We start from the raw sequence: 14837 nt of genomic DNA, 5'->3' as shown, positions 1-14837 counted from the left end.
CTGACGCAAAATATGCGTCGCATCTTTGGTCTATTATTTTCTTTCATGTGCCTTAAACCCTTACATTGTTTCTTAAAATGTAAAATTATTATTGCAATATATATTTTTAGTAATTCAAATTTAACTGCTACAATTAAATAGTAGTTAATTATAGAGGTGAAATATGTCTAAATCAATTTCGAGAAATGCAATATTTAATGCAATATTAAACTTATTTAATATAATACTACCGATATTGGTAATTCCAAGTGTTTCTAGAGCAATAGGAACTGAATTATATGGATATATGGGATATGGAGATTCCTTAAATAATTACTTTTCTATATTCGCAAGTTTTGGTATATATACATATGGACTAAGAGAGATAAGCAGAGTCCGTGATGATAAAGTTAAACTTAAGCAAACTTTTACTAGCTTATTTCTTTTAACAACAATAACAAATATTTTATCAACTATAGTGTATATGGCATTTGTAGCATTTTCTTATAAGGGTCAGCCTTATCTTTACACATGTATAATTCTTGGATTGAATCTAGCGTTTAACCTCTTTTATGTAGAATGGGTTAATCAGGCCTTAGAAAACTATGATTTTATTACTATTAAAACTATGATAATTCGAATCGTTAGTTGTGTTATAATCATATTTTTAGTACGAAGTAAGGATAATTATTTGTTTTACCTATATGTTGTGGTAATAACTAATTTTCTAAATAATATAGTGAGCTTCATTTACATAAAAAAGAAAATAAAATTTGATTTTTCTGATTTACGCTTTAAAAAACATTTAAAACCAATGATTTATGCTGTAATACTTTCTAATGTTGGAGTATTATATACACAGTTTGATAAATTTATGATAAAAGCAAGTATCGGAACTACAGATGTGGGTTATTATTATATGGCACAAAGGATTATTAATATAGTTAATACATTATTACTTACATTAGTTACTGTTACTATGCCAAGATTATCAAACTATCTTGGAAATGACTCAGAAGAACAGTATTTAGTGCTTCTTAAAAAAGTTTCAAAGATATATTTTCTAATCTTATTCCCTTCATCTATTGGAGTATTCTGTTTATCAGATGAAGTAATAGGAATATTTGGTGGAAGTGAATATGCAGCTGTAATCCCAGTAATGAAAGTCTTTGCAATGTATATGTTAAGTTTAGGCATACAAAATATTATATCTAATCAAATCATCTATTTATATCAAAGAGAAAGAGATGATTCAATATTAATATTTATAGGTGGAATTATAAACTTAATATTTAAGTTTATATTAATATACATAGGTGACTTCACAATCGTGACAGCCATAGGTACAACTCTTATAGCAAATATAATAGTTATTTATATGCAATATATGCTCGTTAAAAAAGTAATAAAATTAAATATAAGCTTGTTTAATTTCAGTAACTTAAAATATCTTTTATATTCATCGGCGTTTATTCCAATAACTATTTTTATAAGAAGCCTTACTAGTAATATCTTATATATATGTGTTGCAACTGTAGCTTTATGCAGCATTGTTTATATGGTTATTCTTCTAATGACGAAAGATGATCTATTTTTTGAAATAGTTAATAAGATGAAAAGAAAATTAGGCATGTGAAAAAAATTAAGAACTTTCTAGTTCCCGGTTTCATTCACTTTCTTAACTTAAAAAATCCTACAACTTCCCAGGAATTCAAAAAGGTGCGGAATAACGAGTTATTCCACACCTTTAATTATCTATTCCTCTTTACTCAACTTTTGCAAGCTCCAGAACCTTTTCACTTTCTTCTTCCGATGCTTTTGCTACAAAGTATACTCCACCCATAACCATCAAGCTGCATATAATTGTCTTTAAGCTTAATTGAGTTCCATTAATTAATAAGTCTAATATAATTGAAAAAACAACATATGTTACATTTAATCCCATAGCTTTTGTTGCTCCAATTTCATGAATTGATTGATAATAGAATAAATATGATAATGTTCCTGATAACGCGATTGCTATAACTGCCCAAAGTGCATTTGTTTTTAATACCTCAAGGCTAATTCCTATTCCGCCCATAACCGGAACTATTAACGCAGCATAAACAACCCCTGATGTTAATTGTCTTATCTGTAATGCAGATTCTGCTGATACTTCATCATCTTTCATTCCAATTGCGCATATAACAGATTCACTTCCCCAGCCTACTACACAAACCATAGCACATATAAATCCTACCATATTAATTCCTGAGTCACTTGGTGAATATCCAACTATACATATTCCAACAACTGCAACTATTAATCCAACCCAGCCTTTTTTAGTAATTTTTTCTTTTAATATGAAATATGCTAAGACTGCTCCAAATGCAGGATATATTGATGATACTATTGCTGTATAAGAAGGTCCTATATACTTAACCGCAAGTACATATCCTGTCATCCCTATAGGTCCCCCCATAAGTGCTGCTAAAGAGACAACTAAAGCACTTTTAGTTTTCATTGCTTTAAATAAAGGTCCTAATTGTTTTTTAAATGCAAGATATATAAATGTCCATATTGCTGAAAATGCATCATGAAAACATGCTGTTATTACTGGTGCTAGAAATACTGCCTTATCTGAACCAGTAAATGGATTCATAGCAAGTACTATTGCCATGAGTACTGTATCTATTCCCCAAGTTACTGCTGATCCTATTCCAGTTAATACACCCATCTTATAATTCTTTTTATTACTTTCCATTAAAAATCCCCCTTATGTATTTATTTCTTAATTTTTTAGATGTTTACTTTTTTACTTAATTAATTCCTTTTAAATTTCATCAGTTAATTTTGTTCATATTTTCTAAGTTCATTTTGTGAACAACATTATATTACCATCGTTCAATGTTCATGACAATATGTTCACCAAAAAAATAAGCTAGTATTCTCTAAATTTTAATTTTAAATATCAAGATATAAAAATAAAAAAATTAGATACATATTGCCCATGATGCAATCATATCTAATTTTCTTATATTTATAATTTAAGTGTTCGTTTTAAATATTCTAAATCTTCCAAAGAATCTATCTCAAAGATATCATTTGATTGTATTTTTTCAATGTATACATCCATATCCTCGAGGTTATCTACAGCAATACTATCCCAATATAAATCTCTAAAGTCCCCTTTATTTATAGTTTCTTCTACCTTTTCTGAAATAAGCATCCCGTCTCTGGCTGTCCAAAATGATGCTCCTGACATTATAAAATCAGGCTTATCTCCTTCTTTTCCTATTTCAACATTGTGTATTCTATTACTCTCATCATATTTTAATATCCACTCACCTGTTATATTTTCCTTGCAGGCCGAATAATATATTGATGTGCTTGGCTTAGTCTTTGGTAGAAAATTTCTAGTAATATAATTATCTGCATCAATAACAAATGCATCTTTTAAATATTGTCTAACTAAATACATGGTATAGATGTTATTATAAACATCATACTTATCATTAATTACTTTGATTAAATTATATTTTTTAACTATAGGATCAAATTTTTCATGTAAATAACCTGTTAATACTATAATTTCCTCAATTCCAATTTCCTTTAAATTTATTATCTGTCTTTCCAGTAAAGACATTCCATTAACTTCTATTAAAGACTTTGGAGTATTTTCAGTTAATGGTCTTAATCTAGTTCCCATTCCTGCTGCCATTAAAATTGCTCTCATATTACACCTCGAGTTCAGCTAACTGTTTTAAGTATTCTTTTGCTCTATTATATCTATCTATTCCATAAGTACCAAAATCATCACCTTCAGCTTCTTTTACTAATGTCCATACTGCCCATAATGTATCTTGGCATATTTGATGGATTAATAATCTTCTTCTTGAATTCTTATCTGCTTCTTTTCCATTAAAATATAATCTAAACATTAACTCAATATCATCTTCTGAGAATTCATTTTCTAAGGATAAAGCAGCTAAATCCCACATATCATCATTAATCCCGCTATACTCCCAGTCTATTAAATAAATTCTTCCTTGTGTATCTTTAACAAAGTTTTCTGAAACTAAATCATTATGAGAGGGTACAAATACTCTATCACATTTCTTTAATTCTTCTTCAAGAGCCATTACTTCTGATCTTACTTCATCATAATCTTCAAAGAAACTTCCATTATCACTTTTTAAGATATTTTCATATTTTTCAAGTTCTCTGAACACATTAAATTCATTATCCATATGGAAATCATCACATTCATGTAAATTTCTTAAGATTGTTGTAACTTGTTTTAAATTTTCTTCTTTTTTAATACTTCTATGAGTCAAAGTTTCCGCATTTTCTATAAACTTTGATATTTTAACTCCAGTTTCAAGATTAAAGTAAGGCACTTCAACATTATATCCTTTTTCAGAAGCAATTGCAGAGTTAAACATCTCTGTACTTCTATTTATCATCTGCTCCGTTCCAGCACCTGCAACTCTTAGAATAAATCTTTCACCTTTAACACAGATTCTATAGTTTTTATTAGTCATACCACCAGCTGGTACAACTTCTGTAATATCTTCATCATTAACCTTTAATGAATCGCGAACAATAGCTTTTATGCTGTTCATTTCATAACTAAGTTCTCTTCTTCTTATTGTTGGATATAAATAATTTTTAATTTTTTCATATTCCTTTGCAGTATCTGCATCGCCCCAGGCAAGGTCATCTATTTTAACAAATCCTATATTATAATTTCTAGCTACATCTAATAATACATATTCATAGTTTAAATACGGATTAACATTTCCTTTAAATTCTTCAAGCATCATTGTATATAATTTATAAGAAATCTTAGTAAGCCCTATCATTTCTCCATCAATTCTATTAAATTGATGAATATCTTTTGACATTTTAAATAAATGATTATCCCTTATTTCAACAAAAGCTTCATCCCCAGAACCACTTTCATTAGTAAAAAGTATGCAGTCATGATTAGGGCTTTCTGCTAATTCCTTAATCGCTCTCTTTTCAAAGATCAAATCATTTTCTATAAGTAAAAAGTCATCATCAATATAATCTTTTGCTAAAGATAATGAATGCATAGTACCTGTCCATTTGTATGTATCGCTCTTAACTAAAGCAATGTTTTTACTATTTTTAAAATATTCCTCATAACGTTGACTTTCATAACCTGTTACTATAACAATTTTAGTTATCCCATTTTCTTTTAGAATATTTAAGGTTCTGTCTATTAACTTAAAGTCTTCAATTTCAAGCATTCCTACAGGCTTTCCAAACTCTTCTGCTCTACCTGCTGCAAGTATTACAGCCTGTTTCACAATCTTTCTTTCTGCTTCATGAAGCTTTAATCTAGTATTTTTTGCAGATGCAATATTTTCTTCTAGAAACTTCATTCCTTTTTCAGTAACTTTATACAAGGTTCCCCTGTTATTTGTTATTCTATCTATAAATCCGTCCATTGTAAATTCTTTTAAAACCGCATTAACCTTACCTAGAGATATATTGGTTCTTTTCGCTAACTCTCTTTGATTAATATTAAAGTTATCATTTAACGTCTTTAAAATCTCTATTCTATCCTCTAACATATTTTAGCTCCCCCTTTTGTTTGGCATATCAAAAAAAATAATGCCACGCATCATCAGATGCTTGTTACTTTGATTTATATGCCTGCTATACACTTCAATGTTCGAATTTTGAACTATAACTATTATATTCCTTGAAATTATGGATGTCAATAAGTCACATGAAAATAAATACATTCCATAAAATCAATTCACACTTGTATAGTTTACAATTTACAATTTAAGATAAAAACGATATATTTTCTTTGAAAATATCTTTAAAAAAATCACTGAAACGGATTTTCTGCTTCATTGTAAATTTTTCATAAAAAAACAGAATTGATATTAAAAATAATATCAATTCTGATCCTCTATTTTTTAAGCTGTAACAGTACCATCTTGTCCAAAAGTATAATTTTTATCATCCACAAACATAGTTTGATTTACTACCATTTGACCATTTGGAGTAAAGTAATACCATTTTCCATTTAAATATAACCAGCCTTTATGCATTACACCATTTAACCCTAAGTAGTACCACGTATTATTTAAATTAATCCAACCTAATTTCATTTCTCCAGTTGTCGGATCTAAATAATAAGATTGTCCAGTTGCACTATCAACTTTCCAGCCTGATGACCGATATCCTGAACTATTTAAATAATAATACTTTCCACCAGTAGTTATCCAAGCGTCTTTAACTTGTCTATGATTTTTATCAAAATACACCGGCTTTCCATTTACTGTTCCCCATTCGTCATATTTAGTAGTATCAACCCAGCAATTATAATACTCATCATAATATTGATCATCATAAGACGAATCATCACCGCTACCTTGCCAGCTAGTAGAATCTGTTCTATATACTTCTAGAGTATAAGTTTTAGTTTCTGTTCCATCCTGCGATGTAACTACTATCTCAATCTCAGTTTTTTGAGATCCTCTTAGATTAACAGTTACTGGACCATCTGCTGCTTCATCACCATTTACTGTAACTGTCGCATTAGAATCCTTAGGCACTGGAGTTACAGTAATACTAGTAGTATCTTGACTTACACGTACCGTAGTCGTACTTTCTGCTGGATCAAATTTATAATCTCCTGTGTTAAGAATTACATTTTCTAAATCTGCATTATTACTTTTTGTATTGTTCTGAATTATAAGAGTATATGTTCTCGTAGTAATTCCATCTTGCGCTGTAACAACTATATTAACTGTCGTTTTACCATCCGTATCCAGCGCTATTTCGTTTTCTTCACCAGAAGTTAAAGTATCTGATTCATTTGTATCTTTAACAGTTGCCACAATAGATTTAACATTACTATCAGTGGCTGTTGCACTTATTTTAGCAGTTGTAGCACCTTTATCTACAGTCACTGTATAATCATATTCAGTACTTGAAAATCCACTATTTCCATCGCTGTCTTTTAAGGTAATCCCCTTAACTTCCAAATCGCTTAAGGAAGCATCTGCTGAACTGCTGCCACCATCCCCAGGTGAAGTATCTGAGCTATCATAGTGTTCAGGCAAATAAAATACATACGTATCCCCTACTGCATAACTTGCAGCTGCTCCGGTAGTGGAATTATAATAAGCCTGAACTACCATTTTCTTAGCACCGCTGTCTAAGGTAACATCATAATCATCGCCACTCTCACTAACCGTTGCATTATAAAGAGCATTACTTTGTGTTCCTTTTGCAAGCCAGATTTTCAAATATTCATTATTACTAGTTTGTCCTGACAAAGTCACTTTGACTTTATTAGAATCTGTAGTATATAAATCGTACGTACGTCTTGATGTATTAAAGCTAACTTCACCATTATCTGCCTTAGTCACACCTGGCTGAGTCAAATAAGTTGAATCTGTAGAACTATCTCCATCAAAAGCTAATCCCATATTAAATTGAGATTGGTTTGTATCTATATTAACATTTAAAATATATCTTGCTACTATTACTGAAGATGATGTTAAACTTCCACCATTTCCATTATTATAGACAGTAACGTATATTATATTATTTGAACCCGCATCAAAATTAACGTATTGCTTTCCATTACTAAGTATTGAAGGTGCAATTTTATTTGCTCCACTGGAATCAGTATAGTGATTTTCTACAGTATATGCCATGGTCCGATCGCTTGCAGCTTTACCATTATCCACATAGAGCGTAGGATCTATACTTACTGTACCAGCTTTTTGGCTTATATATACGTTACCTGTATATATATTATAAGAATTTGTAGAATCCTTCGTAACATTAAATACTTTACCTATATATGCTTTTACACTATCATCATCTGCATATTCACCTTTTGTTATTCCTGCATTATACATACTATAATCTTTATTTGAATCTACAGTATTATATCTAATTTCTATAGCATATACCTTTGAAATATTTACAGTACTGGTTGAACTATTTGCTGTTGAATTTATCTTAACCATAATTAACTCTGAATCTGTCAGTCTTTCCAAATCACCAGATATTGCACTTCCGTTAATCTGATAATCTATACCTTCAGTAAGTTCTGTCCCATTCTTATAAACTGTTGAGTTACTTAAATTTATTCCACTATCAAAAGTCATAACATATTTCAATGCTGAAGTCGAGTCAGGTACATCGAAAGTATATCTTAATGGTACCCCAGAATCTGCATTTACTGTCGTATTATATAAAAATGGTAATGCATTATTTTCATTTGCCGTAGTATCATTAACAGTATCATCACTATTAAAATATGAAGCAGTTCCAGTATAAGCTTTAAAAAGCATAGACTTTATTTTATTTGTAGTATAACTCGTTCCACTACAAATTGTTATTGTGCCACCATCATATGTTGTTACAACTGGAGCCTCTGGTGTCGCTACTCCTGTTATAGTAGTATTTCCATTTGCATCTGTTGTAGTTGTAGTTGTATAATCAACTGTTTGTGTTGTTACTACTACTTGATATGATATCTTGTTAATACCAAGTGGTAACCCCTTTATTGCCTCACCAATTCTTGGTATTGTCGAAGATGCAAGGTTTGGAGCACTTGAAATTGTTATTCCTAAATCTGCCAACGCTGCCTGACCTGCTGTTGTAGTACAGCTTATATCGTTTATAGATAATATTTGTACGCTTTGAGCTATAATACCTGTTTGAGTTGCCTTATTTGTCTCAACTTGTTTAACAAGATCAGGCTCAGTTAAATCCTGAACTGTTATATCATATGCTCCGGTCGTACCAGTATCGGCATAAATTGTCTCAGGATTACTTCCACTGGTATCTGTTGTAGGCGTTATTGGCGTTGAACTCCCATCAACACTCACTTGTATTGCCGTTGCTGTACTTGTAGTTGCTGCATTAGCTGCTTGCCCAATAAATTCAGCAGGAAAAAATGATATTATACTTGTAAACACAACTAATAGCGCCATTACCCTTTTTTTCATTTTCTTCATTAATTGTCACCCTCCTAAATTGCAAAATTTATAACATACTTCTAAACGTTGACTTCATTATTTTGATTTATCTTATCATATTAATTTATTATTTTTTAATACATATTCTTCTTGATTATTATAATAAATTAAAATGCTATAATAATATACATTCGATAATAACTTATCTATACTACATTTTAAATATCGAACCATTTATTTTTAACTTTAGGATCTTAGATACATTAAATGAATTTATCATTCTATTTTCCATTAAAATTATCAATTAACTATTTCTTCTTTAGTTTATTTTGCACTTAATATAAAAAATCCTCATCTAAATATAATTTAAATACATACTTAGAGAAGGATTTCTCAGGTAATACTCTATATTTTTTTACTTTTTAAAATGAATATTTTATCCTATGATTTTGCTTTAAACGTATTTTTACACCTAGGACATGTAATGGATATTTTTCCTTGCCCTCTTGGTACCCGTAATTTTTGTTTGCAATTCTTACATACAAAATACTTATGTGTTTTCATATCTTTTATTTTATTTAGTTTATGTTTTACCCAATCCAATGCACGATTTTTTATTATTATATATTTATAGTTTTCTTGTTGACGTTTATATATATTTTTCGAAAAAATTCTTAATAGACAAATAACTGCTGGAATATATGCTATTATTGCTAAAATCGATAAATTCCTCGGCAAAAAGTTTGTTAAAATTAACAGTATAAAAGATAATACAAGGAGAGCCCTTGACAGCTGATCTCCACCATACCTTCCATACATCATTTTTTTGAACCATTCCATAATTCCACCTCGTTCTTTTGGTTATAATTTTAATTATCAACTATTACTATAATGCGTTAAGCTACTTTAATCAATATATATTAATATTGAGCTTATAACAATAAATATATTCTACTTTTGCTATACTTGAGTGTATATCAAATAAAAAAAATTATAGAAATTTTGTTTAATAGAAATTTTGAACTAACTTCTTGAAAGTAGTTAATGGAGAGTTATTCAACTTTTGCTCTCCTAATGAAATTAGGATCATACAAATTTGATACAACTCTCCATCTAATACTTTTTATGTGAAATTTTCATAGTCCTACATAATAAACATGTATCTCTTTTTTATTGAAACACCTTTAAGTCCAGTTTAAATGTTCTGGATATCTGTAATTAAATATTAGCTGCGATAACTTCTGCTATTGCTTGAGCTACCTTTTGCTGTCTCACTGGATCTGCACATCTTATCGCTTCTTCTTTATTTGTTATAAATCCAACTTCAACTAATACAGCTGGCATGTTGGTATTTCTGCATACAAATAAGTTTTGTTCTTGGCCTCCTCTGTTATTTAAATTAAGTTTGTTTGCAATGTTGTTATTTATGAGGGTAGCCATTTGTTTACTTTTTTCTATTCTAACATTATCTAATTTACCACCAAAACTAGCATCTTGATTCTCAGAACTATAAAGTGATAATACTCCTTGCGCTGTATCATCAGCTGAATTATGATGTATGCTTATAAAGAAATCTGCATTTGAACCATTCGCTATATTAACTCTATGGTTAAGACTATCCATTAACGAACCATAGGAAGGCGTCTCACCCAAATTTCTTGTCATTATTACATTATATCCTCTATTTTTAAGCTCTGTTTTTAACTTATCTGCAACTTGCATGTTTAAAACTGTTTCACTGTAGGTTACTCCATCAATAGTGCTTTCAGCCCCATAATCATTACCATAATCATGACCTGGATCTATTACAATTGTCTTACCTTTTGCCGAATTACTATTTCCTGATGTTGAGCCAGGTTTTGAATTATCTTCATCAGTTTGACTTGATAGATTCTTTCTTTTACCATCAGCTCCAATTTTATATCCGTCAATTGTAGTATTAGTAATCAATTTTCCTGATGCTGCATCTAAGTAATAGTAATCTCCATTAGATGAAACCCAGCCTGTTACCATTGCCCCGCTGTCTTTTAAATAATACCAAGTTCCTTTGATATTGATCCAGCCTTTTGCCATTGCTCCATTATCATATAAATAATAATAGTTTCCACCATCTGTAATCCAATCCGTTGCCATACTTCCATCACTATTAAAGTAATACCAGTAATTATTTATTTGTTTCCAGCCAGTTAGCATTAAACCACCGTCATTAAACATATAGTTTTTATTGTCTATCTTCTTTAGACCAGTTACCATACTTCCATCACCTTGAAGGAAATACAAAGCATTATTTTCTTTGAACCAACCAGTCTTTATTTTTCCACCATTCTCAAAGTAATACCACTTATCATTCAACTTGGCCCATCCAGTATTAGTTGCCATAACTCCTGAACTTTTCAAATAATAAAGATTTGAACCATCATATTGAATTCCAGTACCCATAGCCCCTGAATCAGTTAAAAAGTACCAATCATTGTCTAATTGCTTCCAGCCTTTCGCCATAGCACCTGACTTGTCTAAATAATACCAGCTGTCATTATCATAAACCCATCCAGCTGCCATTTTCCCATCGTCTTTTAGATAATACCAATTGCCATCTGGATTAATCCACCCAATTGCTTTTGTATTATCTGATTTATAATAATACCAAGCTCCATTTTCATTCTTCCATCCAATAGTTGATGTTATGTTCGTTTTGCCTCCACTAATTGTATTTCCGCTCTGAGGCTTATTTTCTGCGACAACCTCTGATACATTTAGCCCACTTGGTTTGCTTTCAGGTGTCCCCGGGTTTGGGACTGAATTTGATGTACTACCCGAGTTACTGCTATCAGAACTACCATCATCTTTTGGATAATCTACTCCGGCATAATCTAATAAATCTTCATATAGTTCAATTAATTCGTCACCATATGTAGTGCTTGGAGCCCATTTAGCACCTAAAGAACTTATTGTAGCTGCTGTCCCCTTAATAGTTGTAAATTGTCTTTGATCATAACTATCATCCTTTGGATATCCTTTAGCCCCCGCATATAAAGCTAAATGATCCAAATGTGCTTGTACACCTTCATCCCAATTATCAAATTTCTCATGAGCATTAGGATCAGTATCACTTCCACCAGCAGCAGTTTTAAGCCCACATGGGTTATGGTAACTTTCATCTAAAACCCCTCCAAATTTTCCAAACCCAGTTTCTTTTGCAGCTTGAACATATGCAATTGCTGGATTAACTTTCCCATGGTCTTTAGAATATTCAAAGTATAAATCTGCCAAACCTACAAACGTTTCCGTTGCCCCTTTTGATTTTGCCCACTTTTCAGCCTGCTTTACAGTGACTTTAGTATCTGAAATTATTTTAAAATCAGTAGTTGCTGCTTGTACACCTAATGTCGGAATAAAACTTAATACCATTGCAAAAGCCAAAACAAAGGTAGTAAATTTCTTTTTAATATTCAAAATAGTCTGACACCTCCTTATATTAAATATTAACAAAAAACGCCATGGCATTAAAGCTAATTTTTTTAAATATGCACTTTATTTATAATAATTTTACATTTAACTTTCACTTTTCCAATTATTCGTACCCACATGACTTTTTTATTTATAATTCTACTAAAATGATATATACCATTAATATGGAGCCTCCATATTAGAACTTTCCATCGAAAATTTCATAAGTCCTGCGGAATAAAAATATATACGATTTCACTAAGCCACCACATAAGTTTAACTTTAAAGTATTTATATGCAAAATAAAAAGAGAGCCTGTTTCATGCTCTCTTTTAGTGATTATGGCGTCCTTTCCTACAGTTTTCAAGGTCATTCCTGCAATTATTAAGATTATCCATCATATTATCAACCATTTTGTCTGTAAGGCACATTTGATTACACATTAATTTGTCATTCATACTTATTAAATAACAAATAAAGTTTTGATTAGTAAATGCATATAGAAATAGTAATATCATTACTAATCTGCAAAATACTGCTCCCTGATTCCCTACAACCATTGTAGACAGCGTTAAATCATTTAATGGATTAGACGCGTTATCACCCAAAGTATTGAAATCTGAATCACAACAGTCACAGTTACTCATTTTCTTTCTCTCCATGTACGAAAGTATTATATATTATAATAATATGATTATTAATACTTTTTGCTACCATAAAAAAATATATATTACAAAAAATGACTACAAACACTAAAATCAGTTAAAAGTTATAACTCTTAACTAGAATTAGTCTTCGCTCTTCCCTACTGCTGATAAAATTAATCCTTTATTATGTTCTAAAGCCCAGTTGATGCCCCAGTCATTTTGGAATATAAGAAGATTTCTATCCTTAAAATCTTTAACTTTCTTAGTATCAGAAGTTAAATTTAAGGTATCCATATCAACATCCTTATTTTCTATCCATCTTACAAATCTGTAGTCTAATCTATCCATCTTCACATCAACATTATATTCACTATTTAATCTATATTCTAACACTTCAAATTGGAGTACACCAACGACTCCAACTATAATTTCTTCCATTCCAATATGGATTTCTTTAAATACTTGAATTGCTCCTTCTTGAGCAATTTGAGAAACACCTTTTATAAATTGTTTTCTCTTCATAGTATCCACTGGCCTAACTCTTGCAAAATATTCTGGAGCAAAAGTTGGAATACCTTCGAATTTAAATTTCTTTGATGGCATACATAAAGTATCTCCAATTGAAAATATACCTGGATCAAATACACCAATTATATCTCCTGCATAAGCCTCTTCAACAATTTCTCTATCTTGAGCCATAAATTGTTGTGGCTGGGCTAGCTTTATCTTCTTTCCACCCTGCATATGATATACATCTTCACCTTTATTAAACTTACCTGAACAAATTCTCATAAAAGCAATTCTGTCTCTATGTGCCTTATTCATATTCGCTTGAATCTTAAATACAAAAGCAGAGAACTTATCTTCAAATGGATCAATAGTTCCTGCGTCTGATTTTCTAGCAAGTGGTGATGTAGTCATTTCCAAGAAATGTTCTAAGAATGGCTCTACACCAAAGTTAGTTAATGCCGATCCAAAAAATACTGGAGTTAATTCTCCACCACGTACAGCATCTAGATCTAGCTCATCACCAGCAATATCTAGAAGTTCAATATCTTCCATTAACTTATCATGAAGGGCATCACCTAAAATATCTCTAAACTTAGGGTCATCTGGTGAACCTTCTATTGTTTCAACTTCGTTTTGACCATGATTTCCACCATTAAAAGCTATAATTCTGTTATTATCTCTTTCATATACCCCTTTGAATTCTTTACCTGAACCAATTGGCCAATTCATAGGGTAAGTTTTAATTCCAAGTTCATTTTCAATATCATCTAACAATTGAAATGGATCTTTAGCTTCTCTATCCATCTTATTTATAAATGTAAATATTGGCATTTCCCTTAAAGCTGCAACATGGAATAATTTTCTTGTTTGATCTTCTATACCCTTAGCTGCATCCACTACCATAACTGCTGAATCTGCAGCCATAAGTGTTCTATAAGTATCTTCTGAGAAGTCTTGATGCCCAGGAGTATCTAATATATTAATGCAGTGATTGTTGTAATTAAACTGCATAACTGAAGAAGTTACTGAAATACCTCTCTGCTTTTCAATCTCCATCCAGTCTGAAACCGCATGTTTTGAGGCCTTTCTTGCCTTAACAGAACCTGCAAGCCTAATAGCTCCTCCATATAATAAGAATTTTTCTGTAAGCGTAGTTTTACCTGCATCAGGGTGAGATATTATCGCAAAAGTTCTTCTTTTTTCAATTTCTTTTATATAATCAGCCAAATCTAAATCCTCCTAATTTAATCAATTTACAGTTCACAATTTACAGTTTACAATCAAGGATGAA

At 30.8% G+C, this 14837-nt stretch carries 9 protein-coding genes; 1 reads left to right on the top strand and 8 read right to left on the bottom strand.

What is annotated here, in order from left to right; translation table 11 throughout:
- Positions 1 to 163: 163 nt before the first annotated feature.
- Positions 164 to 1615 (top strand): oligosaccharide flippase family protein, encoded by a 1452-nt coding sequence (locus CLOBL_RS21435; protein WP_077860887.1) that lies wholly within the window; start codon positions 164 to 166, stop codon positions 1613 to 1615.
- A 129-nt stretch (positions 1616 to 1744) separates the two neighbouring features.
- On the opposite strand, the gene CLOBL_RS21430 is transcribed toward CLOBL_RS21435, so the two are convergent.
- The 8 genes from CLOBL_RS21430 to CLOBL_RS21395 all read right to left on the bottom strand — a co-directional run bounded on the left by CLOBL_RS21430 (position 1745) and on the right by CLOBL_RS21395 (position 14773).
- Complete coding sequence (locus CLOBL_RS21430; RefSeq protein ID WP_077860886.1) at positions 1745 to 2722, bottom strand: DMT family transporter; 978 nt, start codon at positions 2720 to 2722, stop codon at positions 1745 to 1747.
- 276 nt (positions 2723 to 2998) lie between these two features.
- Positions 2999 to 3694: a sugar phosphate nucleotidyltransferase gene (locus CLOBL_RS21425; RefSeq protein ID WP_077860885.1), complete on the bottom strand. Its 696-nt coding sequence runs from the start codon at positions 3692 to 3694 to the stop codon at positions 2999 to 3001.
- Position 3695: 1 nt separating this feature from the next.
- Positions 3696 to 5561, bottom strand: coding sequence for an NTP transferase domain-containing protein (locus tag CLOBL_RS21420; protein ID WP_077860884.1), 1866 nt, complete (start codon positions 5559 to 5561; stop codon positions 3696 to 3698).
- A 354-nt stretch (positions 5562 to 5915) separates the two neighbouring features.
- Positions 5916 to 8981, bottom strand: a complete 3066-nt coding sequence (locus CLOBL_RS21415; protein WP_077860883.1) for a cadherin-like beta sandwich domain-containing protein — start codon at positions 8979 to 8981, stop codon at positions 5916 to 5918.
- A gap of 402 nt (positions 8982 to 9383) precedes the next feature.
- Positions 9384 to 9782 (bottom strand): hypothetical protein, encoded by a 399-nt coding sequence (locus tag CLOBL_RS21410; protein WP_077860882.1) that lies wholly within the window; start codon positions 9780 to 9782, stop codon positions 9384 to 9386.
- Between the two features lie 378 nt (positions 9783 to 10160).
- Positions 10161 to 12395, bottom strand: coding sequence for an N-acetylmuramoyl-L-alanine amidase (locus CLOBL_RS21405; protein ID WP_077860881.1), 2235 nt, complete (start codon positions 12393 to 12395; stop codon positions 10161 to 10163).
- Positions 12396 to 12721: 326 nt separating this feature from the next.
- Entirely contained in the window at positions 12722 to 13036 is a 315-nt protein-coding gene (locus CLOBL_RS21400) for a hypothetical protein (RefSeq protein WP_077860880.1), read from the bottom strand.
- A 141-nt stretch (positions 13037 to 13177) separates the two neighbouring features.
- Entirely contained in the window at positions 13178 to 14773 is a 1596-nt protein-coding gene (locus CLOBL_RS21395) for a peptide chain release factor 3 (RefSeq protein WP_009172731.1), read from the bottom strand.
- Positions 14774 to 14837: the final 64 nt, after the last annotated feature.

The organism is Clostridium sp. BL-8 (assembly GCF_002006495.1).
In the GTDB taxonomy this organism is placed as follows: domain Bacteria; phylum Bacillota; class Clostridia; order Clostridiales; family Clostridiaceae; genus Clostridium.
The sequence above is the reverse complement of the archived record's forward strand: the minus strand, read 5'-3'. Positions and strand labels throughout refer to the sequence as shown.

Coding starts and splice junctions, on each gene's coding strand:
- CLOBL_RS21435 (WP_077860887.1), top strand. CDS start 164: ATGTCTAAATCAATTTCGAGAAATGCAATATTTAATGCAATATTAAAC.
- CLOBL_RS21430 (WP_077860886.1), bottom strand. CDS start 2,722: ATGGAAAGTAATAAAAAGAATTATAAGATGGGTGTATTAACTGGAATA.
- CLOBL_RS21425 (WP_077860885.1), bottom strand. CDS start 3,694: ATGAGAGCAATTTTAATGGCAGCAGGAATGGGAACTAGATTAAGACCA.
- CLOBL_RS21420 (WP_077860884.1), bottom strand. CDS start 5,561: ATGTTAGAGGATAGAATAGAGATTTTAAAGACGTTAAATGATAACTTT.
- CLOBL_RS21415 (WP_077860883.1), bottom strand. CDS start 8,981: ATGAAGAAAATGAAAAAAAGGGTAATGGCGCTATTAGTTGTGTTTACA.
- CLOBL_RS21410 (WP_077860882.1), bottom strand. CDS start 9,782: ATGGAATGGTTCAAAAAAATGATGTATGGAAGGTATGGTGGAGATCAG.
- CLOBL_RS21400 (WP_077860880.1), bottom strand. CDS start 13,036: ATGAGTAACTGTGACTGTTGTGATTCAGATTTCAATACTTTGGGTGAT.